Genomic DNA, 25145 nt, shown 5'->3' with positions numbered 1-25145 from the left:
CGGCGATGGCGTGCCGAAATCTGCGTCCGACGTTCACCTCGATGTTGAAGGGAGCCGCGCCGCGATGCCACACGGTTGCCAAATCTGGCTACGTCGTAAAAGTCCTTGGCGGCATAGTGCACTCAACCGCTGCAGACGCAGTCGCGAAACCTGACAGCTCTAATTAGGCACTTCCTTCAAAGGTGAAAACATGGCGAAAACCATAGGCGTTATTGGCACCGGACTCATGGGGTCGGCGCTCGTCAACACGTTGTTGAAGGCTGGAACACAAGTTACGGTCTGGGATGGTCGCAAGGAGGCGACGGCAGGTGTAGTGAAGAATGGGGCAAAGCTGGCTGATTCGTTCGTCAAACTTGTGAACGGCAACGACATCGTCATCTCGATCGTCAGCAGCGCCTCCATTGGCGCAGACCTCTTCCGTGAGCACGCGGCACATCTGAATCTGGACGGCCGTTACATCGCGAATCTCAGCACCGCAATGCCGGAAGATGGCGAAGCCTTTCGAGAAATCATCGAAGGCAATGGCGGACACTTCATCAACGCTGCTATTTCCTCTTATCCTGACCTCATTGGCGGTCCTTACACCGCAATCCAGTACTCCGGTAAGGAAGAAGTGTGGCGTGCTGTTGAGGCTATGCTCACGCCGTTGGCTCCGGAAGGCACTATCTACACGGGTACGCGCCTGGATGTCCCGAGCATTGTCGACGCAGCAATGACGGGCAGCTTCTACGCTGTCGGACTTGCCGGTTTTCTCGAAGCCGCGGCCTACGCGAAGGCGTGCGGTGTCTCGCCGTCGCAGCTCGGTGACTTCGCAGACAAGATGCTGGACCTCGTGCGCTACAAGGTTCATAAGAGCATCCGTGAAATTGAAGCGAACAACTTCGAAACGATCCAGGCAACGGTCGATATCTACCTCGATGCCGTGATTCAATGGCGCGACGCCTTGAGGGGCGCTGGCCTTCGCGCGAGCCATATCAGCGCCCTGGCTGACGATCTCACCGTCACGAAGGAAGCCGGCTATGGGTCGCTCGGCTTTACGGCGCAATTTATGGTGGCATCGAAGGCGAACTGATTCCGGGCAACGGGAAGGAAGCAATCAGAAAGCTCAGGTTGCTACCTTTCTTTCACATTTCGACTGACCTTCTGCAAGACAACGCATTTTTAAGTGGTCGGCGAAAACTTGAGATTTAGCGGACTGCTCAGAGCATGTCGAGGGTCGAGTGCATCGGTGCAAAAAGCTTTGTCATGAAGTCACAAACTTGTATTCACAAAGGACAGAGGAGAACAGCATGTCCGCATCCAATGCCGAGCTTCGTATGAGCCTCGCCGACGAGGGGCGCCGCATCAATCAGGATCTCGTAGACCAGATTAACGCTATGGTCGAGGGCGACCATAGCAAATCGGAATGCTTCGAATCTGGCAAGCCGATTCTCGTCGAAGGTGTGTTCTGGACCATCTTTGGCGCCATCCTCTGGGCGGCGACGCTTTACCTCGCATCGTAGGAGCAAGTCGTCATGTCAGACCATCACTATTCCCACAAAGATAGCGTTGCCCAAGAGGCGCTCTCGGGCCGGTTGCCGGTCCTTGCAAGCGAGCGCATTTACGGCAGCTATGGTTCGTTCCTGTGGACCTGTTGTGCGTTCAGCGCCGCGACATGGGCATTCCTCATTGGCGGCTTCTTGCCGTACGTTGGCGATTGGCGTCTCGGCGTCATGGGCTACGTCATCGGCCTTGTCATCGGCATGGCGCTTGTCTCCCTCGCTTCCGGGGCTCCCAGCTACAAGTACGGCACGGACGTCATCGACACCTGCAAGGCATCGTTCGGTTATCGCGGAATGGTGATTCCGCTATTCGGCCTTCTCGCGACGCTTGTGGGCTGGTCGTACGTTGTGGAGGCGTTGACTTCGCGTGGCGCGGCAAATATCGTCGGCACCGTCTCAGGTGCTGGAACTGCCGGCGGCGGCCACGAAAAGCTCGTGATTGGCGTGGCATTGGCCGCCCTTGTTCTCGTATGGCTGATTGCGAGCAAGGGGCCTCAATTGTTTGAGCGACTGAACGGTTACATCGGACCGCTCCACATGCTCATCACCCTCATGATGTTCGGCATTCTGATTCATCGGTTTGGTTTCCATACCCTCTGGGTTAGCCAACTTCCGGCAGACCAGATGCTCACGCATGACAGAACCCGTGGCCTCGCACTGGCAGTCGAATTCGGCGTCTCGAACTCGATGACCTGGTGGCCCGTGATGGGCGGGTTGACGCGACTTGTGAAGCGTCGTACCCACGTGATGGGACCGTCGGTTATTGGTGTCGGTCTGCTCGGGGCGGCATTTGTGTCGACGGTCGCGGCGCTTGCCGCAATCAGCGCTGGGACACACGACCCAACCATCTGGATGATTTCGCTCGCAGGCCCGATTCTCGGCAGCGCGACGATGGCGGTGGTACTCACCGCCAACATCGCGACGATGGTGGTGATGATTTATCTCGCAGGCGTCTCGGTGCAACAAATCAGGTTCCTTGCACGCATTAAATGGGAACTGTTGCTCGCCATCCTGCTTGCACCCGGCGTCTACTTCGCCTTCAGAACGGAATGGCTGCTGGGTGAGGTGATGAGCTGGCTGTCATACAACGGCGTGATGTTCGTCGGTGTAACCGGCGTGACGATGGTCGACTATTTCTTCCTGCGCAAGGAGAAACTCGACCCGGCCCATCTGTTCGCAACCAAGGGCAGCAAGTATGCATTCTGGGGCGGCGTCAACTGGATTGCCATTGCGATCACCGGTCTGTCCACATGGGGATACCTGTGGCTCTACAACCCGGTCAGCTCGGCGATGGCCGAACCGTTCAAGTACTTCGGAGCCTCCATCCCGACGATTGCGCTTTCCGGCGTTGCTTATTACATCGCGACGAAGGTCATCCTGATTCCGATGCAAAAAGGAAGCTACGACAACAAACGCTTCACGACCAGCAAGGCGACTCTTAGTGAAACGCCCGAAGTCGGTGCAGTGAAGGTGTCTCTGTAACGGACGGCAGTAACGCGCCGCATCTCCATGTGATGAATTAGAGGTATTCAAAGTCCCGGCCGCCACGATTCAGGTAATTAAATCAGTTGAACTAATGTATGTTCGTTGAAAAATGCTCTGCGCTGTGGCGTCCGGGAATCTAATACATAGCTCGACAAAGGATGGTAGTGCATGAACAAGCGAGTCGCAGTAGTAGCAGGGGGCGCACTGGTATCGACCGCCGCTTTTGCTCAAAGCAGTGTCACGCTCTACGGTGTGCTGGATGAAGGCCTCAACTTCACGAACAATGCCGGTGGAGGCAAGGCATACCAGATGTCGACTGCAGACCTTGCCGTGAGCAGGTTTGGCCTTAAGGGCAGTGAAGACCTCGGCGGGGGCTTGCACGCCATTTTTTAGCTCGACAACGGGTTCGACATCAACTCTGGCAAGCTCAGTTATGGCGGTCGCCTGTTCGGATACGGTGCAATGGTCGGACTTCAGTCCGATTCTCTCGGAACGCTGACGGCAGGCAGGCAGTTCGACTCGATTACTGACGTGCTGGGGCCGCTGACCGCCAACGGAAACTGGGCTGGCACTTTGTTCTCCCATCCGCTCGACAACGACAATACGGACGCCACGTTCCACGTAAGCAACTCCGTGAAGTTCACGTCGAACGTATATGCCGGATTTTTGGCGACCGCGCTGTACGGTTTCAGCAACGAGCCGGGCGGCTTCGCGCACAACCGCGCATTCTCGGCTGGTTTGAAGTACACGCTTGACACACTGACTGTCGGGGCCGTCTATGCGAACCTGTCTTCGCCGGGCGCTACACAGGTGGGCTCCGTCGCGACAGATGACTCCGGCTTCGTCGCCGGGAATCAGAAAATTTACGGTCTCGGTGCCAACTATGGAATTGGCTCTGCGACGTTCGGACTCGTGTATACGCATACGAAGATTTCCCAGCCGACAGGTTCTATCTGGTTGGGTGACCTGGCGTTCAGTGATGCGAGCCTGAAGTACGACAACGTCGAGGCCAACATCAAGTACGACTTTACGCCGAGCTTTTCCATTGGCGGCATGTATACCTACACGCGCGCGAGTTTGAAGAACGGCGGCCAGCAGTCTTCGCTTCATTGGAACGAAGTTGGGCTGATGGCCATGTATCTTCTGTCGAAGCGCACGACGCTGTATGCACAGGCGCTTCACCAAAAGGTCTCGGGGTCGTCGGGTACGGTACTCGACGATGCATATATCCCCGGATCGGCAGGCCCGTCGTCGAATTCGCATCAGATTGTGACGCGTGTCGCCATTTCGCACAGTTTCTAAATGCGCTGCCGGTCGGCGAGCTGTCGCTCGCGGACCGACTTGCACCCGCGAACGAATAGTTGCGCCGTCCGATGGCTGAGCCACGCAGCCTTCCTGCGTAAATCAGATAGCGGTGGTTTGACCGATGCCGGAGGCGGCACCGGTTACAAGGACAGTCTTGCGTCGTGAAGTCGTGATTTGCTCGCGTGGTAATGCTACTGGGCGAGGAAGCCGCCATCGACGATATATTCGGCCCCCGTACAGAAGCGGGCTTCGTCCGAAGCGAGGAACAAGGCCATATTGGCAACATCGACAGCTTCGCCGAGGAAGCCAATCGGGTGTTTCTTGACAAGTTCGGCCAGCAAGGTCGCGTCGTTGCCGACCATCGGCGTCTTGATGTATCCGGGGTGGATGCTGTTCACGCGAATGGGGTAACCGCGCTTGCCTGCGTGAAGTGCCGCGGCCTTCGTGAGATTTCGCACACCAGCCTTGCCCGCCGAATACGCTACATACTCTGCGATGCCCACCATGCCTTCGATTGAGGACATGTTGATGATGGAGCCGCCCGTCTCCCGCATGCTTCGAAAGCCGTGTTTTGTGCCGAGGAATACGCCATTGAGATTGACGCTCAGTTCCGCATTCCAGTCTTCGAACGTCATCTCCTCGATGTTGCCGGGAATCGCGATGCCCGCGTTGTTCATCAGGACGTCAATTGTGCCGAACGTCACCTTCACTTCCTCGAGGGCACGGGCCCACTGCACTTCGTCGCGGACGTCGAGAGCTACAGCGTGAACTCTGGCTCCGAATTCTAGGAGTTGGTCGAACTGCTCGTCGAGCTTGCTCACGTTGAGGTCTGCGAGAACGAGCGCGGCGCCTTCCTGTGCGAACCGTAAAGCCGTAGCTGCTCCGATGCCAGAAGCTGCACCAGTAATCATCGCGATCTTGTCTCTCAGCCTATCCATGTCTCACCTTTTTTGCGTTATGTGCCAACCGCCCGAAGGCACTACTGCGCAACGTAACAGCCTTGGAGCATCGGAAATATCCACTATCGGCATGCGGCCGAGGTCTGTTATGGCATGAACCGTGCGTGCATCCGCGATGCGCCGAACTTCCGGAGTAGGCGTGTATCTCATCGATAACGAACATCTCCTGGCCAAAGTCGGCGGAGGCCGAGCATTACAACAACGGGGCTCAACGAGGTCGGCGAACAGGCTTGGATAAAAAGATGGTTACGCGGTGCAAGGCTGCACGCAGTCGGTGCGCTGGTGTGGCAATGCTGGTGATACCCCCGATTCCCAAACGAGGCGGAACGGAGTCTGATAGCCGTTACGCTAGTGCATCGAATGTTTCGTGCAGTCGCTCGCTTGGCGCAGTCCTTGCATGTGGTTTTCAGTGTGAGTCGAACCACTTGTAGTCTCGAGAGCCGCCAGAATGATGTCTTTGCCTTCTTCCGTCGTTGATAAGTATGAAGTGTCGTTGTCGAACGATGTCGTGGACCACGCGCATACTTTTCGAGACTGGGAGGACAACAAGTACCATGCTCTCGGAGGCAAAGCGCCCTTTTGCGGAGAAATGCGCGACCACTCCCACGGTAACGCGATTCGCGTCTGCTCAGAAACAGTTCGAACCCCGTTTTTGGAGCAAGTAGGTCATGTTTCGTCCGACCGAGTGCTTATCCTGCAAGTTCACTCGCGGGATGACATCTTGCTCAATGGCCGATTCGTCAACGGGGACACGATTTTCGTGTCATCGGGGAAAACCATCCACGCGATGGCGAAAAGTCCGATTCATGCGAACATTCTAACCATCGACAAAACGCTGTTCTTTGAATCGCTTCATGTCAAGTCGCCAGCCATTCGCGAAACGCTTCCTTTTGAGCACTTCATCAAGCCGATGAGCGCATCCACTGCCGAGTTTCATACGCAGTTTTGTGCTCACTTCGAACAGCTCGATAGGGTGATTGCCGAAGGGCAGTGTGCCGCACATAGTGTCGACGGGATTCTCGCTGCGGCAGGTGAGATTGTAGCTGCGGACGGAGAGGGTGAAGTAACGCCGCTGAATTCGACCACCCGTGCTTACATCGTCGACAAGAGCTGCGAACTGTTTGCTCAAAACTTCCATGATGAGGCATTCGGCGTATTGGACCTCTGCAGCCGGCTTCGCGTGAGCCGCAGAACATTGCAGTACAGTTTCGAGACGGTTATCGGGATGTCACCGTCAAACTACATGCGCTCGGTACGTTTGAATATCGCCCGGCATTCGTTGGTGACGAAGCCGACCGAGAAAATCCAAGGGCTGGCGCTGGACGCTGGCTTCAACCACTTGGGACGTTTCGCCAAGTATTATCAGGAATTCTTTGGTGAACTTCCCTCAGCCACTGTTTTGCGTACCGTAAAGAGTGACCAGTCGGTAGTGATGGGGCGGCACCATTAAAAAAGCAACGGGGTTCGCGCGGCTCGCACGAACTGTGTGGCAAAAGCACCGTCGGCAAAAATACATCAAGCACGGGTCCAAGGACCCTCCCTCCCGCAGGATTAACTTCTTCGGCTGCAATGCGCGTTCCTGGGCCCCAAGTGCGAGGTCGGTTGCAGTCAGCGCATCCCGCTTTGCGACAACCATCAGAAGCGGCGTCGGGCTGATGCGAAGAATCGTCGCTCCCGGCGGCTCGTACTCGTTGAGCATTTCGACACGCTTGAGCGTCACCTCGTTGCGCCAATTGGGCGCTCATTCCTTCCGGCGTCCAACGAAGGAATCATAGAAATCCTGACCGCTTTGACGCATGAAGTGTCTGCGTCGACGCTCGCGTAACCGCGTTTCCGGATATCCGGCCAGCCGCGCGCAGGGTGGCTTCTGCTGTCTCTCTCAACGGCCGGTGTCGTGGCTACCGCGCAGCGGTCATCGTTTCCCGACGGGTCATGGATGCAATCGTCCGCCTCGAATAAAATGGGGTTGCATCACCACGAATCCACCTTCCTGCGACGCTTGGCGATTTTTATCATCCTTTGGGTGGACGAGGGATGCGTGTGTCATTTCTAGAATGAAATCAATTGCCGGCACACGCGATATCACCGTCCGGCTTGATGCGATTCGCATGTTGCGCGCTCTGCAATGGGCGCAGTGGAGGGCAGCATGGCGATCATTTCGACCGAGAAATAGCTGTTGACAACCGGCTTTCGCAAGACAGCCGGACAGGAGGCGAGAATGACCGAAGCGAGCGAGGAAGCGGTGGTCTCGACCAGCACGCCGGTGCATTACGACGCTTCGGAAAAGCAGAAGGCGCGGGCCAAAACGGCACGCATTCCGATCAAGATCGTTCCGATCGAGCCGCTTCGCAAGCCGCGCTGGATCCGTGCCAAAGTCGCGACGCCGAACACGCGCTTTTTCGAGATCAAGACGATCCTGCGCGAGCACAACCTGCACACCGTGTGCGAGGAAGCGAGCTGCCCGAACATCGGCGAATGCTTCGGCAAGGGCACCGCGACGTTCATGATCATGGGCGACAAGTGCACGCGCCGCTGCCCGTTCTGTGACGTCGGCCACGGCCGTCCCGATCCGCTCGACGCGGACGAACCGAAGAACCTCGCACGCACGATCGCCGCGCTGAAGCTCAAGTACGTGGTGATCACGAGCGTCGACCGCGACGACCTGCGCGACGGTGGCGCCGCCCACTTCGTCGAGTGCATCCGCGAAACGCGCGCGCAGTCGCCGGACACGCGCATCGAGATCCTGACGCCGGACTTCCGCGGCCGGCTCGACCGCGCGATCTCGATCCTGAACGCCGCGCCGCCCGACGTGATGAACCACAACCTCGAAACGGTGCCGCGCCTGTACAAGGAAGTGCGCCCGGGTTCGGACTACGCGCACTCGCTGAAGCTCCTGAAGGACTTCAAGGCGCTGCATCCGGACGTCGCGACGAAGTCGGGCCTGATGGTCGGCCTCGGCGAGACGGAAGAGGAAATCCTGCAGGTGATGCGCGACCTGCGCACGCACGACGTCGACATGCTGACGATCGGCCAGTACCTGCAGCCGTCCGAGCACCATCTGCCGGTGCGTGCGTACGTGCATCCGGACACGTTCAAGATGTACGAGGAAGAGGCGTACAAGATGGGCTTCACGCACGCGGCCGTCGGCGCGATGGTGCGGTCGAGCTATCACGCCGATCAGCAGGCACACGAGGCTGGCGTGGCATGAAGGGACGTGGTTGGTGCGCGTGATAAAGAGCGCTTATTGAAAATCATCGCCAACGGCAATTGGACCTGATCAATTTGGCGGCGGACGATGACCCGCACGACGAACCGAACCGGACACGCGAACGATCGAGGCACGATGCAGGGCAAGTTCGACAATGCCGGTGAAATGTTGAAAGGGTGAGGAGATGGAGGTGGAGATGGAGATGGAACTGAATATGGACGACGTTCAAATAGAAACGTCTCCGCAGAAGAAGCTGTCGGGCAGCATGGGGGCGGTCGGTCTGGCGCTTACCGTGCTGGCGTTCTCGGCCCCGTTGACGACCGTATCCGGTTACATCCCGCTCGCGCTGATGTTCGGCGGAGTCGGCAGTCCCGTGATCTTCATACTGACGACGCTCGTACTGCTGCTGTTTTCCGTCGGCTATGTGACGCTAAACAATATCGTGAAGCGCCCCGGCGACTTCTATGCATTCATCAGCTATGGCATCGGAAAGTCGACGGGCCTCGGTTCCGGCATTCTTGCCGCCGTCTCATACTTTCTGCTCCTCGCCGGCGTCACATCATTCTTTGGCGTATCGTGCTCCGATCTCGTGCGCGACATGACCGGCGCGTCGATCCCGTGGTACTGGCCGACGCTTGCGTGCTGGCTCGTGGTTTCGATGCTGGGCTACCTTCATGTGGAGCTGTCCGCGAAGGTGCTGACGTGGGTAATGATTCTCGAGATCGTCGTTTGTCTGGCGTTTTCATTCGGTGTGCTTGCGAAGGGTGGCGTGCCAGGTGTTTCAGCGTCCGCTCCATTCATGCCGAGCCAGCTGTCGAACAGTACCAACGTGCCGTTCTGCATGTTGTTCACGGTATCGTTCTTCATGGGATTCGAGGCAACCGCGCTGTTTCGCGACGAAGTGAAGATGCCGGACCGGACGATTCCGCGTGCGACGTATGGTGCAGTCATCTTTATCGGCGTGATCTACACGCTGTGTGCCTACGCGATGATCATGGCTTACGGGCCGCAGGTTCAGTCGATCGCGGCCAAGACGCCCGCGGCGATGTTCCCTGACGCCTTCGCGAAATTCGTGAGCCCTGGCCTGCACCTGATCGTTTCAGTGCTGGTGATGATCTCCGCATTTGCGGCGAGCCTGTCCACGCAGAACGTGCTGTCGCGCTATATGCACAACCTTGGCACGGACGGCGCGCTTCCTCGTTTCCTCGGCAAGGTGCATGCGAAGCACGAGTCTCCGTATCTTGCTTCGATGACCGTCTCGGCCATGGTGCTGTGCGTGCTGATGCCGTTCATCCTGATGGGCGCAAAACCCGATCTGTTGTACGGGCAACTATCCGGTGTGGGTACGTCGGGCATCATCATCCTGATGACCGTCGTCAACATCTCGTCGCTGGTCTGGTACGTTCGTCGAGGCCGGCAACAGGGCGTGAGTTTCGCCAAGTCGTTTCTGGCGCCGGCGATTTCATCGGTATTCTTCATCGCGCTGGTTTATCTCGTCGCAGCACACTTCGACGTGCTGGCAGGCGGAGATCCGGGGCAGTACGTGTGGATGTTCTATTGCCTGATCGGTGTGCAGGTTGCGGGTATGGCACTTGCCCAATACTTCAAGCACCGCCGCCCCGAAGTATACGAATGCCTGGGACGCACTCAGAACGGTTGACGATCGCAACACGCCAGGGCTCAACGAGTCCTGGCTTTTTTGCGCTTGTGCAAAGCAAGCACGGCGCGTCGTCTACCGCCCTTCGTAACGAGCGGCGACGTTCTGGGCGAGCTCGGCCACGATCGAACTCAGGGGCATGTCGACGCGGCGAACGAAACTGGCGGTGAACGGCATCACCGGCATCTCGTGGCCGGTATCGATGCGGCGCAGCCGGCCGGTCGCCAGATGCTCCGCCACGACGTGATGCGGAATCGCCGCAATCCCGATACCGTCGAGTGTCATCCGGACGATCGACGACAACGACGAATTGCCGAAGATCCTCACGCGATGCAGATGTGATCGATCGAACATTTCCTTCAACTGCATGTACGGACGCGTCGATCGGGAGTACGTGATGACCGGATGCCGCGCGAGATCGTTCAGCGTGAGGGTTCCCGCGCTGCATTCGAAATCCGACGAGACGATCCAGCTGATCGGATAGCTGCACAACGGCAAATTCTCTGCGTTGCTCGCGTTGACGGGGCCCATCAACAGCGCGACGTCGATCGTACCGTCGGCGAGACCCGCGGTGAGGGTCGGCGTGGCATCGACGTTGACCTCGAGCGTGATCTCCGGGTACTCGACGCTGAGCCGCTTGAGCAGCGTGGACAACCATGTGTGCACGATCGTGTCCGACGCGCCGAGCTGGACCGTCCCGCTCAGGGCCGTGCGCCCCGCGACCGCCTCCACCATCTCCGCGCTCAGCGAGATCATCTGTTCGGCGTAGACGAGCAACTGCCTGCCCTTGATGGTCAGGAAGCAACCCCGTTTGTCTCGCTCGAACAGGCGTCCTTTCAATTGCTGTTCGAGTTGCGCGATGCGCGCGGATACAGCCGGCTGAGTCGTGTGCAACCTTTCCGCGGCACGATGAAATCCCCCAAGCTGGGCGACGGCGTAAAAGGTCTCCAGGTTTCGAAGATCGATCATGTGACGAACTCCATCCGCGTTGCGGAAAGACGATGGGATCGCACCTGTCTGGCGCTCGGTTGCCGATCAGATAAAGCGACGCATTTCCCCATTGCGGGGAAGGTTCGATCGATCATAACGACGAAGGTTTGAGCGCTCAACACTGAACGCGTGAAACCAGCGAAAGCGCACGCGTTGCACATTCTTTCTCCACCTTTAGGTGGACGAACCTCATCGGGCGTCTAACTAGAATTTCAACAACGCTGAACGAACGATTCGTTCGTGACGGTTGAAGCGAGCGGTTGATGATTGATGCAAATGCGTGGTTCGCGCATCGACGTGGCTTGAGGATCGCGATCCGGGCTCGTGCTCACGCACTGATAAGGATCGTTGATCGCGCGACATCGCCAATCACGATTGGACCGAGCGAAATTGGCCGGCGACGATTGAAACGGCATGTCGGCACTGCTGTCGCGATATTCGTCGGGCGATCGGGATTGGCAAGAGGGCTGAGTGTGCCGCGTCGAAGCGCGCTGCCACGCACACCATTTAAATAAAGGAGATTGGAATGTCCGCCTTGAAGTTTGCCAGCGAGCGGCTCGTGGACGCGTATCGTGCCATGCGAACGATTCGCCGCTTCGAGGAGCGCGTGATGGACGAGATGTCGACCGGCGACATTCCGGGCAATACCCATCTTTGCGCGGGGCAGGAGGCCAGCGCCGTCGGCGTGTGTCTGCATCTGACGGACAAGGACTACATTTCGTCGACGCACCGCGGGCATGGTCACTGCATCGCCAAGGGGTGCGATATCGGCGCGATGATGGCCGAGTTGTTCGGCCGCGCGACGGGAACCTGCGGCGGCAAAGGCGGCTCGCAGCACATCGCTGACCTGCGCAAGGGGATGCTCGGCGCGAACGGCATCGTGGCCGGCGGTGCGCCGATCACGTGCGGCGCCGCGCTCACGGCGAAGTTGCTCGGTACCGGCGGCGTGGCCGTCGCGTTCGCGGGCGACGGTGCGATGAACGAAGGCGTGATGTCGGAGAGCTTCAACCTCGCGAAGATCTGGATGCTTCCGATCGTTTTCGTGATCGAGGACAACGGCTTCGGCGAGGCAACGGCGAATTCGTTCGTCTCGGCCGGCAGCTTCACGCGGCGCGCGCAGAGCTACGACATTCCGGCCGAGGAAGTCGACGGTACCGACTTTTTCGCGGTGTACGAGGCGGCCGGCCGGGCGATCGATCGTGCGCGCAACGGCGGTGGCCCCAGCCTTCTTCAAATCGACGTGCCGCGCTACTACGGTCACTACAGCGGCGACCCCGACAACTATCGCACTCCCGAAGAAAAGAAGGCCATGCGCCAGGAGCGCGATTGCCTGGCCAACTTCCGCCGGCAGGTGCTGGAAGGGTCGCAAGTAGCCAGTGGCGAGCTGGACGCGATCGACGGGCAGATCGAGGCCGAAATCGACGCCGCCGTGAGTGCCGCGCGAGCCGCACCGTTCCCGCCGCTTTCGGCACTGACCGCCGACGTTTACGTGAAGTATCTGTAAGGACCCACTGCAATGGCAAAGAAATCGTTCCGCCAAGCGCTGAATGACGCGCTGCACTCGGAGATGGCGCGCGACCCGCGTGTGATCATGATGGGTGAAGATTTGACTGGCGGCGCCGGCGCCAACGGTGTCAAGGATGCGTGGGGCGGCGCATTCGGTGTGACGCGCGGGCTGCTCGACGCATACGGCCCCGAGCGTATTCGCGATACGCCGATCAGCGAGGCCGCATTCGTCGGCGCAGCTGCTGGCGCGGCCCTCACGGGGTTGCGCCCGATCGCCGAGCTGATGTTCGTCGACTTCGCCGGCGTGTGTCTCGACCAGATCATGAACCAGATCGCGAAGTTCCGGTACATGTTCGGCGGCCACGCGAAGACCCCGCTCGTGATTCGCGCCACGTACGGGGCCGGCACGCGCTCCGCTGCGCAGCACACGCAGGCGTTCTATCCGATCTTCACGCACATTCCCGGTCTCAAGGTCGTGATCCCGTCGAATCCGTACGACGCGAAGGGCCTGCTGCTCCAGGCGATCCGTGACGACGATCCGGTGATCTTCCTCGAAAACAAGAAGCTGTACGACACGACGGGCGAAGTGCCCGATGGGGCGTACACGATTCCATTCGGCGAAGCACGCGTGGTGCGGGACGGGAAAGACGTGCTGATCGTTGCGCTCGGCCGCATGGTCGGCGTGGCCGAGACGGCTGCTCGCCTTCTCGCGGCAGACGGGGTGTCGGCCTGCATCATCGATCCGCGCACGACGTCGCCGCTCGACGAGGACACGCTGCTCGAATACACCGAGGACATCGGCCGGGTCGTGATCGTCGACGAGGCGAATCCGCGCTGCAGCGTGGCGACGGATATCTCCGCGCTGTTGGCCGACAAGTGCTTCGACTCGCTGAAGGGGCCGATCCGTCTCGTGACGGCGCCGCACACGCCGGTGCCCTATGCACCGAACCTGGAAGACGCGTACGTGCCGTCGCCGGAAGCGGTCGTGAATGCCGTCAAGTCGATTCTGAAGAGGTAACCAATCATGTCGTTCATTGAAGCCGTCACCATCCCCAAGTGGGGGATGACGATGACCGAAGGCACCGTGCTCGAATGGCACGCAAAGGAGGGGGACAAGGTCGAGCGCGGCCAGGAACTCCTCGAGGTCGAATCCACGAAGGTCAACAACGCCGTGGAAGCGACCGTGTCCGGGATCCTGCGGCGCATCGTGATCAACGAGGGTGAAATCGCGCCGGTCGGTGCGCTGATCGGCGTCATCGCCGACGAGGCCGCCACCGAGGAGGAAATCGACGCGCTCGTCGCAAGTTACGCGCATCGTCTGAATGCGGGCGACGACGAGGCGGGCGGTGTCGCCGCACCGAAGGCGATCGCCGTGTCCGAGGGCAGCGTGAACGCGCTGGAGCTCGGCCCCGAAAGCAACGACGCGGTGCTGCTCATTCACGGCTTCGGCGGTGATCTGTCGACCTGGCTGTTCAACCAGGGCGCACTCGCCGAGCACTTCCGGACGATCGCGATCGACCTTCCCGGGCACGGCGAATCGACGCCGATTACCGGCGGCGACGTGATCGGAAAGATCACCGAAGCCGTCGAGGAAGCCGCGGACGCCGTGACGTCCGGGAAACTCCATCTGGTCGGCCACTCGTTCGGCGGTGCGATCGCCGCCGCGTTCGCGGCCGGCAAACCGTCGCGTGTCGCGTCGGTGACGCTCATCGCGCCGATCGGCCTCGGCAAGGAGATCAACCGGTCGTTCGTGACCGAATTCGTTGCCGCGGAGCGCCGTCGCCCGCTTCAGGCTGCGCTGGAAAAGCTGTTTGCCGATCCGTCGAAGATCACGAGCGAAATGGTCGAGGGCACGCTCCAGTTCAAGCGTCTGGAAGGTGTCCAGGAGGCGCTGTCGGCCATCGCCGACACCATCGCCGACGAAAACGGCCAGGTTCAGACGATCGGCGCGACGCTCGCGGGGCTTGCCTGTCCCGTGATGCTGCTCTGGGGGGAGCGTGACGGGATCATTCCGGTCCCGCAGGCCGACAGCCTGCCGTCCACCGTGCAGCTGCGCGTGATTCCGGACGTCGGCCACATGCCGCAAATGGAGGCAGCGTCCGTGGTGAACGATGCGGTGCTGGACAACATCAATCGCGCCCGATAACCGCGCCTGCCGAACGGCGAGATGTCGATTCGGCAACGTGGTGCGGTTATCCGCGCAGTGATCTCGAGGAAACTGTGATGTCAGGACGTTTGACAGGCAAGCGAGTACTTCTGACCGGCGGCGTTGCCAATATCGGTCTCGCCATTCTGGAGTCGTTCGTTGCCGAAGGCGCGACCGTGTCGGTCGTCGACATCGACGAAGTCAAGGGCCGTGCGCTCGAATCCCGGTTCGGCGACAAGGTACGCTTTTTCCGGGCGGACCTCTCGAGCGAAGAAGAAATCAAGACCGTCATCGGCAAGTCGTCCGAATGGATGCACGGCATCGACACGTTGTGTCTGAATGCCGGTGTCCAGCTGTCCGGGCGCGTCGAGGAATTCAGCACCGAGAACTGGGACAAGGTGTTCAGGATCAACGTGCGGGCCAACTTCATTTTCGCGCGCGAGTCGCTTCGCCACCTGCGAGCCGCGAAAAAGTCGTCGATCGTGATGATGTCGTCTCTCGCGGGCAAGCGCGGCGGTACTGGCCTCGCATGCTATTCGGCGTCCAAGGCGGCCATCATCGGTCTCACGACCACGCTGGCAATCGAATTCGCACCGGATGGCGTGCGTGTCAATGCCGTGTGCCCCGGCTGGATCGATACGCCGTTCAATCAACCGGTGATCGACTTCATGGGCGGACGCGACAAGCAGGAGTCGGTCGTTCGGACGGCGATCCCCCTCGGCCGACAGGCGGCCCCGGATGAGGTCGCGCCGCTGTTCGTCTACCTCGCATCGGACGAGTCGTCCTACGTTACCGCGCAAGCGATCAACGTCGACGGCGGCGCGTACAACTGATTGCCCGACTGGGCCAGGAAGAGATCAATGAGCAAGCAGATCACATATGAAGCCGCGCGGCGGGCGATCGAGGCGGGCGTCGCGAAAGCGAACGAGCTGACGCAGCGCTCGTCGCTGTCGATCGTCGATGCGGGTGGCCATCTCGTTGCGTTCGCGCGTGTGAACGACGCCGCATTCGGTACGATCGAAATTGCGCACAACAAGGCGTATACCGCCGCCGCACTGCGGTTCCCTACCGATTACTGGATGAAACTCGTTCAGCCGGGCGGCGAACTGTACGGGCTCGAGCGCGCAGCGTCCCGTCCGTTGGTCGTGTTCGGCGGCGGCCTGCCGGTGAAGCGCGGCGACGAGATCGTCGGTGGTGTCGGCGTGTCGGGCGGCCCGGAGGAAGCGGACGTGGCGATTGCGCGTGCGATGGTCGCTGCGCTCGGCGAGAACTGAACAACTTCGCGCAAGGGTGCTTTCAATGGAATCGACTGCAGGTACGCGAACGATGTCGGCCGACCAGGTCCGGCTGCTGATTCGCGACGGCAAGCTGCGTGCGCCGACGACCGGATACGCCGATGGGTTCATGCAGGCAAATCTGGCGATTCTGCCGAAGCGGTACGCCGATGATTTTCGCGAGTTTTGCCGGATCAACCCCAAGAGCTGCCCGCTGGTGGGCGTCGGGCAGCCCGGCGATCCGGGGCTGGACGGACTCGGCGCAATCGACATCAGGACCGACGTGCCCCGTTACCGGGTGTACCGGAACGGGGTTCACACCGATACGGTCGACGATCTGGTCGACCTGTGGCGCGACGATCTCGTGACGTTCGCGCTGGGTTGCTCGTTCTCGTTCGAGAGCGCGATTCTGCAGGCCGGGATCGATATCCGCCACATCAGCGCGAACCGGAACGTGCCGATGTACGTGACGAACATCCAGACCGCGGCTGCCGGGCCGTTTCATGGCCCGATGGTCGTGTCGATGCGTGCGTTCAAGCCTGCCGATGCGATCCAGGCGATCGTGCTGTCGGAGCGGTTTCCGCTCGCGCACGGTGCGCCGGTTCATATCGGCGACCCGGAAACCATCGGGATTCGCGACGTCGCCCGGCCGGAGTTCGGCGATCCGCCGGTGATCGAGGCCGGTGACATCCTCGGTTTCTGGGCGTGCGGGGTGACGCCTCAAATGGCCCTTCAGGCGGCGAAGCCGGATTTTGCGATCACGCACGAACCGGGGTACATGCTGGTCACGGATTTGCCGGCGAACACGGCGGCCGTATGAGCAAGGAGTCGTTGCAATGTTCGATGCGGAAATTGCTGCGAAGCTGCTCAATCGCGCAACATCGCAGGCGTCGGACGACCGTGGCATGCAATATCTCGACGTATTGCGCGAGGGGCTGCTCGATTTTTCTCACAGGACCGAGCGTCTGGTCGTAGAGGAAGGCCGTTCCGAGGTTTCTCGCGAAATCGAGTGGCTGACATTCGGCGACGGCTCCCGCGCGTTGCGCATTCGTACCGACGACGTCCGCACGGGTTGGAGCGAATGGGTTCCGATCGTGAAATCGGGTGACGCCAAATCGATAAAGAGTGCGAAGAAATACATTTCGGCGGAATGAACAGGACCAAGCTATCGCAGTCCGTCTGCAATGGAAATTGACTGAATGGCGAGGAAGCTCGCCGGGAGACACCGATGTCCGAGCATGTCGTCCGACTGGAATGGAATGTCGAGAAGCACCACGAGCGAGAAGGGACCTACAGCCGGGACCACCGGGCGATCGTCAGCCCGACGGTGACGATTCCCGTATCCGCTGCTCCTGACTATCTCGGGAACGAAAACCTGGCCGACCCGGAGCAGTTGCTCGTCAATGCACTCGCAAGTTGCCACATGCTGTACTTCCTCGCGCTCTGCGAAGGCAGTGGCTACGCGGTCGAGTCGTATTCCGACAATGCAGTCGGGAAGGTCGAGAAAAGCGCAGAGGGGTTTCACTGGGTATCGGAGATCGTGCTCAGGCCGCGCGTGACGTTCGCATCCGACAAGCAGCCGAACCAGGCGCAACTCGAACGACTGCATTACCGTGCGCACAAAGGGTGCTTCATCGCCAATTCGGTCAAGTCGACAGTCGAAATCGACCTCGGCTGAACGCTGACCGGGATCGGCTGAGCGTCGATCAACAACCGTAACGAGGAGAGTGAAATGAAGAAGGAAGGTCTGGTGGTGGTCGCAACCGTCGTGGCTCGCTCGGGTAGCGAAGACGTGCTGCGCGAAGCGTTGAAGGAACTGGTGCCGTATGCAAGGACGGAGCCGGGGTTCGTTCAATACGATCTGCACGAATCCACCGAGACGCCGGGACAGTTCGTCTTCTACGAAATCTGGGAGGACGAAGCAGCCCTTGAAACGCATTCGAATACCGAGTTCGCGAAGGCGTTCGGCGCACGGGCGGGGCAATGGATCGAGTCCGTCTCGCTCAGCAAGTTCCGGAAAATCGCGTGAACCTCGCGCTAACGCTCGAGCAGCATCGTGTGTTCGTGCATTGAAGGCATCCTGCAGGCAGCGTCATGGTAAGCATTGATTTGAACTGCGATCTCGGCGAGAGCTTCGGCGCCTGGCGGATGGGCGACGATGCGGCGATGCTCGAGATCGTGACTAGCGCAAACGTTGCTTGCGGTTTTCATGCCGGCGATCCGGCGGGGATCTATACGGTGCTGCGCGAAGCGGCGCGGCGTGGTGTCGCCGTCGGCGCGCACGTCGGCTATCGCGACCTGGTGGGTTTCGGGCGTCGCAACATGCAGCCATCCCGTGCAGAACTGACGAGCGACGTGATCTACCAGATCGGTGCACTGCAGGGGCTTGCAAAAGCCGCGGGCACGTCGATTCGCTACGTGAAGCCGCACGGCGCGCTGTACAACACGATTGCGCACGATACCTATCAGGCGGCGGCCGTCATCGACGCGATTCTGGCGATCGATCCGACGCTCCCGCTTATGACACTGGCCGGCGCACCCGTCGCGGATCAGGCGCGCGAAGCCGGCCTTGCGGTCGTCAGCGAGGCATTTGCCGACCGGGCGTACAACGTGGACGGAAGCCTCGTGAATCGCCGCATGGAAGGGGCCGTCATTCATGATCCGAACGTCGTTGCCCGTCGCATGTTGCGGTTCGTGCAAGAGGGTGTCGTGACGGCAATCGACGGTACGGACATCGCGATCGAAGCACAGTCGATCTGCATCCACGGAGACAACCCGTCGGCCGTCGAGACGGCTCGCGTGCTGCAAACGCAGCTCACCGCACGTGGCGTTACGCTTCGGCCGTTTGCGGGTGCGTGCGGAGGAGAGAGCCGTGCCTGAGCAGATGCGCATCCTTTCGGCCGGCTCCGCCGGCGTCCTCGTCGAGCTCGAGAGTCTCGAAATGACGCTGGCGCTTTTCGACCGGCTGCTCGCGAGCGAAGTGGAAGGGGTCGACGAGGTCATTCCGGGTGCGCGTACCGTGCTGGTTCGCTTCGACCCGGTTGTCATCGATCGTGCGGCATTGATCGAGCGGCTCGGGCAGCTGGACGTGTCCGTTCGCCGGGAGCGTAGCGGGAATACGTTCGATATTCCGGTTTCCTACGACGGGCAGGATCTCGGCGAGGTCGCCGAGCTGTTGGGATGGTCCGTCGCGGAACTCGTCCAGCGGCATCTGGATGCCGCCTACTCCGTCGCGTTTACCGGATTCGCACCGGGGTTCGCCTATATGACCGCCGACGATCCGGGATTCGATGTCCCGCGACGCAAAGCCCCTCGCGTGCGTATCCCGGCAGGCTCGGTCGCGATCGCGGGCACATTCAGCGGGATCTATCCGTCGGACAGCCCCGGAGGATGGCAGCTTCTCGGCACGACACAGGTGCCCATGTGGGACGTGACGCGTCCGCGTGCCGCATTGCTCGCGCCCGGCGATCGGGTTCGATTCCGCGATGCGAGGAAAGGCGCCGCCGTGCCGGTTCCGGAGCGACTGCAACCGACGCCGGTGCGCCACGTTTCAGGCAGCGGCATCTTGGTCACGCGTGCGGATCGCCCCGTGCTGTACCAGGACCTCGGTCGGCCTCGACAGGGTGACCAGGGCGTCTCCGTGTGCGGTGCCGTCGACAGCGCCGCGCTACGAATCGCGAACGCCTGTGTCGGCAATCCTGGCAGTCGCGCCGCGCTCGAGGTGACGTTCGGCGGTCTTTCGCTGGTGCCCGACCGCGCGGTGACCCTGGCCGTGACGGGGGCGCCGTGTCCGATTTCGATTCGCGACGCGAATGGCCGCGTGACGGTTGTCCCTCACGCGCGACCTTTCGCCGTCGATGCGGGCGAGGAAGTCACGCTCGACATTCCCGGCCGCGGCATGCGGAGCTACGTGGCACTGCGCGGCGGGTTTGTCGTCGAGCGCACGCTGGGGTCCGCGTCGACCGACACGCTTTCGAGGATCGGCCCGGCGCCGATTGCTCGTGGCGATGTTCTCGTTCCGGCCGACGAAGCGGTTACGTTCGTCGAGCCCGAGCCGCCGGCCACGCTGCCGCTTCCGCGCGCCGGCGACACCATCGAGGTCGATGTCGTCCCGGGGCCGCGCACCGACTGGTTTACTGACGACAGCGTCACCCGGTTTCTGTCCCAGGAATGGCGTGTCACGACCGAGTCGAGCCGCGTCGGCATGCGGCTAGTCGGTGACCTGCCGCTGCAGCGGCGCGATGACGTGGAGCTGCCGTCGGAAGGCACGCTGTTCGGATCGATTCAGGTGCCGCACAGCGGGCAGCCGGTGCTGTTTCTGACCGATCACCCCGTCACCGGTGGGTATCCGGTGATTGCCGTGGTCGCGGCCAATCATCTCGGCATGCTCGGACAGATTCCGATCGGCGCCCGCATTCGCTTCAACCCGATATCCGCATTCGATCCGCAAGTGAAGGAACTCGTTCGATGAAGAAGCTGCTCATCGCAAATCGCGGCGAAATCGCGATTCGCGTCATTCGCGCCGCGCGCGATTACAACGTGACGTCGGTCGCCATTTACTCGGACGCCGACGCCGGTTCGCTGCATGCCGAACTGGCCGACGAGGCCTACGGATTGGGTGCGGGGCGTCCGGCGGACACCTATCTCGACATCTCGAAGATTCTCGCGATCGCACGTCGCGCCGGCGCCGATGCGGTTCACCCCGGCTATGGTTTTCTGTCCGAGCGCGCGGAATTCGCCCGGGCGGTCATCGATGCCGGGTTGATCTGGGTCGGTCCGTCGCCGGAGGTGATCACCGCGCTCGGCGACAAAGTGCAGGCGCGGCGTATCGCGTCGAAGGTCGGCGCGCCGCTGGTCAGGGGATCCGACGGGCCGCTGAACAGTGCGTCGGATGCGGTGGCGTTCGCGCGGGAAGTCGGCCTGCCGCTGGCGATCAAGGCGGCGTTCGGCGGCGGTGGTCGCGGCATGAAGATCGTCCGGCGCATCGAAGATGTCGCGGAAATGTTCGATTCGGCGGTTCGCGAGGCGACGGAAGCGTTCGGCCGGGGCGACTGCTATGCCGAACAATTTCTCGATCGTCCGCGCCATATCGAGGCGCAGATCATTGCCGACCATCACGGCAACACCGTCGTGCTCGGCACGCGCGACTGTTCGCTTCAACGCCGAAACCAGAAGCTCGTGGAGGAGGCGCCCGCGCCTTTCATCACCGACGAGCAGCGCGCGCGGATTCACGACGCGGCGCGGCGGATATGTGCCGAGGCCGGATATACGGGGGCCGGTACGGTCGAGTTCCTGCTCTCGCAAGACGGCGTCATCTCGTTCCTCGAGGTGAATACGCGATTGCAGGTCGAGCATCCGGTGACGGAGGAAACCACCGGCGTCGATATCGTGATCGAGCAATTGCGCGTCGCGGACGGCCTGCCCGTCTCGATCACGGCTACGCCGGAGCCGCGCGGTCATGCGATCGAGTTCCGCATCAATGCGGAGGATCCGGGCCGCGGCTTCCTGCCGACGCCGGGTGCGATCACGCGCTTTCGTCCGCCGGCAGGTCCCGGTGTGCGGCTCGACTCCGGCGTCGAATCTGGTTCGCAGATCCCGGGGCTGTACGACTCGCTGATGGCCAAGCTGGTCATCACGGGCGAGACGCGGCAACAAGCGTTGGCCCGTGCGCGCCGTGCACTCGCCGAATTCAGTATCGAGGGCGTGGCTTCGGTATTGCCATTCCATCGGGCGGTGATCGAGGAAAAGCGCTTCACCGGCGAAGACGGATTCAAGGTTCATACGAACTGGATCGAAACGGAGTTCCGCGGGATCGAGCCTTCGGCACGCGTCGCGTCGGCGGAGGGAGGCTTGCTGCAGAGCTTCATCGAGATCGATGGAAAGCGCCACACGATCGGCCTGCCCGCGTCGCTGTTTGCACACGTCGACGCCCCGAACGCCTTCGACGCTGCGGTGCAGGCGGACGCGGGTACGGGCAGCGTGACGGCACCGGTGCCCGGAACGCTGCAGAAGTGGCTGGTGGAAGAGGGGGCGACGGTGGCCGAAGGTGATGGCGTCGCCATCATGGAGGCGATGAAGATGGAGATGCGTGTCGTCGCGCCGAAAGGCGGCCGGATCAGGATCCAGGCGGAATCGGGGCGTGCGGTCGCCGCGGGCGAGAAGATCGCGGTTATCGAGTAAGGAGCGAACGAGACATTGAATCCGCATTGAACAATCGAGATGCAATGGATGTACGTCATGTGATTCGGAATACTGAATGACGGAATGAGAATCAAGTTTGTGTCGAATGAGTCAAGCAATCGGCTGAGTGCGTCACGAGTACGACAGCCTTAATGGAGGAAAACCGTGAAAAAACTGAATGTCGCTCTGGTGGGCACTGGCTTCATGGGCAAAGCCCACTCCATCGCTACTGCCGTGGTGCCGATCCTGTTCGGCTCGCCGGTGGAAATCGAGCGCAAGGTCGTGGTCGACATCGACGACGAGCTCGCACGCAATGCGGCTGCGCAATACGGGTTCGCCGAGTATGCGACCGACTGGCGTGAAGTCGTGTCGCGCCCGGATATCGACATCGTCGACATCTGCACGCCGAATGACACGCACGCGGCGATCGCGATCGCGGCCGCGAAGGCGGGCAAGCACGTGATGTGCGAGAAGCCGATGGCCATGACGGTGGCCGACGCGGAAGCCATGCATGCGGCCGCGAAGGAGACCGGCGTGGTCACGATGATCTCGTACAACTATCGTCACACGCCGGCGCTGCAGATGGCCAAGCGCCTGATCGACGAAGGGCGTATCGGCGAGATCCTGACGTTCCGCGGCTACTACCTGCAGGACTGGGGCGCCGATCCGAGCACGCCGCTGTCGTGGCGCTTCAACAAGGAAAAGGCGGGCTCGGGCACGCTCGGCGATATCGGCACGCACGTCATCGACGCAGCGCGACTGCTCGTGGGCGAGTTCGAATCGGTGAACTCGATCGTCAAGACCTTCATCGCCGAGCGGCCGCTGCCGGCCGGCCGCTTCTTCGGCCCGGCAGGCCAGGCATCGTCGGAGAAGGGCAAGGTCGACGTCGACGACATGGCCATGACGATGATCAAGTTCGCCAACGGCGTGTGCGGGACGATCGAAGTGACGCGCAATGCGTGGGGTCACCACAACCAGCTCGGCTTCGAAATCCACGGCACGCGCGGTTCGATCGCGTTCGATTATCAGCGGCTCAACGAATTGCGCGTGGCATTCGCCGACGATCCGTCGGACACGTTCGGCTTCCGCACGATCTACTCGGGCCCGCATCAACCGTTCGGCGACAAGCTGTGGCCCGTTGCCGGGATGGGCCAGGGCTACATCGATATCAAATCGATCGAGTGGTACAACTTCCTGCAGGCAATCGCCGGGAATCAGCCTGCCGCACCGAACTTCGAGGACGGCGTCCAGATCGAGCGCATCGCAGACGCGATCCTCGTGTCGGGCAAAAGCGGTGTGTGGGAACACATCCAGCAGCCCACTCGCGGATAACACGGCTGCCGCGTGAAGTCGCGCGGAGACGGTGAGCTTCCTCGGTGAGCGGCAAATCTGTCGGGCGGCTCGTCGGCAACCGATCCGACGGGCGCGTCCTCATCTGCTACCCACGGCGAAGCATCACCGTGCGGGCGGCGCGATGCGATGGAGCCGGATGCGGCCATCGGGTCGACCGCATTCGAACGATGGCGCGTCAATGGATCGGAGGCAGGAGATGTCCCTGGCAATTGGGGTGATCGGTGTCGGCGTAATGGGCTCGGAGCACGCGCGCATCTTGCGCGAAGAGACGTCGGGCGCGGAGCTGGTCGCAGTCTGCGATGCGGACGAAGAGCGTGCGCGCACCGAGGCCTGCGGCGCGCGAGTCTATACGGACCCGCGAGCGCTGATTCGTTCCGAACATGTTGACGCGGTGCTCGTTGCGGCGCCGGACCCGTTGCACGGCGACCTCGTACTGCAGTGCATCGAGGCCGACAAGCCGGTCCTGTGCGAGAAGCCGCTGGCCGATACGGCAGCCGAGGCGCTCAAGGTCGTCGACGCGGAAATCGCGAAGGGTCGCAGGCTGGTCCAGGTTGGTTACATGCGTCGATTCGATCAGCCGTACCTCGAGATGAAGCGCGCGATCGTCGACGGCGAGATCGGTGCACCGGTTGTCGTGCACAACGTCCACCGCAATCCCGTCGCGCCGGACTGGTTCAACGGGCCGATGTCGATCACCAATGCATTCGTTCACGAAATCGATGCAAGCCGCTGGCTGCTCGATTCCGAGCCTGTTGCCGCGCGCGTCTACAGCGCTGGAAACGGTGATCCGCTGGTCGTCGTGATGGAAATGGCCGGCGACGTGATCGTGTCGTCGGAGGTATTCATGAATTGTCGGTATGGCTATCACGTGCACGTGCAGGTTGTCGGGCGAGCCGGAACGATCGAGACCGCTCCGCCGGGATGCGTCGGCAGGAACGCCGGCGGCTACGGCATGACGGCCTATGCGGGCAACTGGATCGACCGGTTCCGGCCGGCCTATGTGAAGCAACTCAACGCGTGGGTCCGATCGATCGGCACCGGTACCGCCAGCGGCGGCGCCAATGCGTGGGACGGCTATGTCACGACGTCCGTCGCGGAGCAGATCGTCGCGGCGATGGACTGTGGGACGTCAGTGACGTTCGCGGCCGAGCGCTATCGGCCGGCGATGTACACATAGCCGTGTCGATGCACGGCTATGGAAGTTATTGCGAATCCATGGGGAAGTTTGTCAGTCGACGATCGCAGTCGCGATCCCTGGTCCGTCTATTTCAAGCTCATCGGCACCGACGGAAGCGGCGTGATCCCGTGGGATGACGAAGTTCGGCGATGCGGGACTTTCGTTCCGGACGACGCAACTTGCTGGGACGGTTTTCTTCAGGTCGAAAGCCTTTTCGTGAACGAATGCGTCGCGAAAGCACGACGCAGTTGTCGACGCTCGACGCCGCCCATGACGCCGCCGTCGTGCTGGATGCGGCGCGCCGGTCGGTGCGCGAGCGGAGCGTCGTGCCGGTCTTCTACGGCTTCTGAGCCACGCATAGGGA

The 25145-nt window shown here is 61.2% G+C and carries 23 protein-coding genes and 1 pseudogene; 22 read left to right on the top strand and 2 right to left on the bottom strand.

The genetic code is table 11. The features are described 5' to 3' along the window. Positions 1 to 190 precede the first annotated feature (190 nt). From C4B30_RS27995 to C4B30_RS27980, 4 genes and pseudogenes are all read left to right on the top strand, one after another. Positions 191 to 1072: an NAD(P)-binding domain-containing protein gene (locus C4B30_RS27995; RefSeq protein WP_105133241.1), complete on the top strand. Its 882-nt coding sequence runs from the start codon at positions 191 to 193 to the stop codon at positions 1070 to 1072. A 217-nt stretch (positions 1073 to 1289) separates the two neighbouring features. Then, positions 1290 to 1502, top strand: coding sequence for a hypothetical protein (locus tag C4B30_RS27990; RefSeq protein ID WP_105133240.1), 213 nt, complete (start codon positions 1290 to 1292; stop codon positions 1500 to 1502). 12 nt (positions 1503 to 1514) lie between these two features. Further along, positions 1515 to 3023 carry a cytosine permease gene (locus C4B30_RS27985; protein WP_105133239.1) on the top strand — a complete coding sequence of 503 codons (1509 nt, stop codon included), beginning with the start codon at positions 1515 to 1517 and terminating at the stop codon, positions 3021 to 3023. Positions 3024 to 3194: 171 nt separating this feature from the next. Next, positions 3195 to 4328 (top strand): annotated as a pseudogene (locus C4B30_RS27980) (porin). A 194-nt stretch (positions 4329 to 4522) separates the two neighbouring features. On the opposite strand, the gene C4B30_RS27975 reads toward C4B30_RS27980, so the two are convergent. Further along, positions 4523 to 5269, bottom strand: a complete 747-nt coding sequence (locus C4B30_RS27975; RefSeq protein ID WP_105133238.1) for an SDR family NAD(P)-dependent oxidoreductase — start codon at positions 5267 to 5269, stop codon at positions 4523 to 4525. A 469-nt stretch (positions 5270 to 5738) separates the two neighbouring features. Between C4B30_RS27975 and C4B30_RS27970 the strand changes: the two genes are divergently transcribed. The 3 genes from C4B30_RS27970 (at position 5739) to C4B30_RS27960 (ending at position 10158) form a co-directional block, all read left to right on the top strand. Then, positions 5739 to 6740, top strand: coding sequence for a helix-turn-helix domain-containing protein (locus C4B30_RS27970; protein ID WP_105133237.1), 1002 nt, complete (start codon positions 5739 to 5741; stop codon positions 6738 to 6740). Positions 6741 to 7508: 768 nt separating this feature from the next. Next, entirely contained in the window at positions 7509 to 8498 is a 990-nt protein-coding gene (gene lipA / locus C4B30_RS27965; protein WP_105133236.1) for a lipoyl synthase, read from the top strand. Between the two features lie 202 nt (positions 8499 to 8700). Beyond that, positions 8701 to 10158: an APC family permease gene (locus C4B30_RS27960; RefSeq protein WP_158683542.1), complete on the top strand. Its 1458-nt coding sequence runs from the start codon at positions 8701 to 8703 to the stop codon at positions 10156 to 10158. 72 nt (positions 10159 to 10230) lie between these two features. On the opposite strand, the gene C4B30_RS27955 is transcribed toward C4B30_RS27960, so the two are convergent. Beyond that, entirely contained in the window at positions 10231 to 11124 is an 894-nt protein-coding gene (locus tag C4B30_RS27955) for a LysR family transcriptional regulator (protein ID WP_105133234.1), read from the bottom strand. Positions 11125 to 11671: 547 nt separating this feature from the next. On the opposite strand from C4B30_RS27955, the gene C4B30_RS27950 reads away from it, so the two are divergent. From C4B30_RS27950 to C4B30_RS36125, 15 genes are all read left to right on the top strand, one after another. After that, positions 11672 to 12649, top strand: coding sequence for a thiamine pyrophosphate-dependent dehydrogenase E1 component subunit alpha (locus C4B30_RS27950; RefSeq protein WP_105133233.1), 978 nt, complete (start codon positions 11672 to 11674; stop codon positions 12647 to 12649). A gap of 12 nt (positions 12650 to 12661) precedes the next feature. Then, complete coding sequence (locus tag C4B30_RS27945; RefSeq protein ID WP_105133232.1) at positions 12662 to 13669, top strand: alpha-ketoacid dehydrogenase subunit beta; 1008 nt, start codon at positions 12662 to 12664, stop codon at positions 13667 to 13669. A 6-nt stretch (positions 13670 to 13675) separates the two neighbouring features. Further along, entirely contained in the window at positions 13676 to 14797 is a 1122-nt protein-coding gene (locus C4B30_RS27940) for an acetoin dehydrogenase dihydrolipoyllysine-residue acetyltransferase subunit (protein WP_105133231.1), read from the top strand. Positions 14798 to 14874: 77 nt separating this feature from the next. Further along, the gene (locus tag C4B30_RS27935) at positions 14875 to 15630 is read left to right on the top strand and encodes an SDR family NAD(P)-dependent oxidoreductase (protein ID WP_105133230.1); all 756 of its coding nucleotides are present in this window, start codon (positions 14875 to 14877) and stop codon (positions 15628 to 15630) included. 27 nt (positions 15631 to 15657) lie between these two features. Next, positions 15658 to 16071, top strand: a complete 414-nt coding sequence (locus C4B30_RS27930; protein WP_105133229.1) for a GlcG/HbpS family heme-binding protein — start codon at positions 15658 to 15660, stop codon at positions 16069 to 16071. A gap of 25 nt (positions 16072 to 16096) precedes the next feature. Further along, on the top strand, positions 16097 to 16891 hold the full coding sequence (locus C4B30_RS27925; protein ID WP_105133228.1) for a putative hydro-lyase: 795 nt from the start codon (positions 16097 to 16099) through the stop codon (positions 16889 to 16891). Between the two features lie 16 nt (positions 16892 to 16907). After that, complete coding sequence (locus C4B30_RS27920) at positions 16908 to 17225, top strand: hypothetical protein (RefSeq protein ID WP_105133227.1); 318 nt, start codon at positions 16908 to 16910, stop codon at positions 17223 to 17225. Between the two features lie 74 nt (positions 17226 to 17299). Beyond that, positions 17300 to 17749 carry an OsmC family protein gene (locus C4B30_RS27915; RefSeq protein WP_105133226.1) on the top strand — a complete coding sequence of 150 codons (450 nt, stop codon included), beginning with the start codon at positions 17300 to 17302 and terminating at the stop codon, positions 17747 to 17749. 54 nt (positions 17750 to 17803) lie between these two features. Beyond that, positions 17804 to 18100, top strand: coding sequence for a putative quinol monooxygenase (locus C4B30_RS27910; RefSeq protein ID WP_105133225.1), 297 nt, complete (start codon positions 17804 to 17806; stop codon positions 18098 to 18100). 65 nt (positions 18101 to 18165) lie between these two features. Continuing rightward, positions 18166 to 18951 (top strand): LamB/YcsF family protein, encoded by a 786-nt coding sequence (locus tag C4B30_RS27905; protein ID WP_105133224.1) that lies wholly within the window; start codon positions 18166 to 18168, stop codon positions 18949 to 18951. Beyond that, a complete protein-coding gene (locus tag C4B30_RS27900) occupies positions 18944 to 20542 on the top strand; it encodes a 5-oxoprolinase/urea amidolyase family protein (protein WP_105133223.1) in 1599 nt (532 codons plus the stop codon). Before C4B30_RS27905 ends, C4B30_RS27900 begins: the two co-directional genes overlap by 8 nt. Then, positions 20539 to 22251, top strand: a complete 1713-nt coding sequence (locus C4B30_RS27895; protein ID WP_105133222.1) for an acetyl/propionyl/methylcrotonyl-CoA carboxylase subunit alpha — start codon at positions 20539 to 20541, stop codon at positions 22249 to 22251. The genes C4B30_RS27900 and C4B30_RS27895 overlap by 4 nt, the downstream gene beginning before the upstream one ends. Before the next feature lie 165 nt (positions 22252 to 22416). After that, on the top strand, positions 22417 to 23583 hold the full coding sequence (locus C4B30_RS27890; RefSeq protein WP_105133221.1) for a Gfo/Idh/MocA family protein: 1167 nt from the start codon (positions 22417 to 22419) through the stop codon (positions 23581 to 23583). Positions 23584 to 23614: 31 nt separating this feature from the next. Further along, on the top strand, positions 23615 to 24781 hold the full coding sequence (locus tag C4B30_RS27885; protein ID WP_199779091.1) for a Gfo/Idh/MocA family protein: 1167 nt from the start codon (positions 23615 to 23617) through the stop codon (positions 24779 to 24781). 224 nt (positions 24782 to 25005) lie between these two features. After that, the gene (locus C4B30_RS36125) at positions 25006 to 25131 is read left to right on the top strand and encodes a hypothetical protein (RefSeq protein WP_267896653.1); all 126 of its coding nucleotides are present in this window, start codon (positions 25006 to 25008) and stop codon (positions 25129 to 25131) included. Positions 25132 to 25145 lie beyond the last annotated feature (14 nt).

The organism is Burkholderia sp. BE12 (genome assembly GCF_002959955.1).
Lineage (GTDB): Bacteria > Pseudomonadota > Gammaproteobacteria > Burkholderiales > Burkholderiaceae > Burkholderia.
Note: the sequence above shows the minus strand (reverse complement) of the source record. Positions and strands in the feature narration are given on the sequence as shown.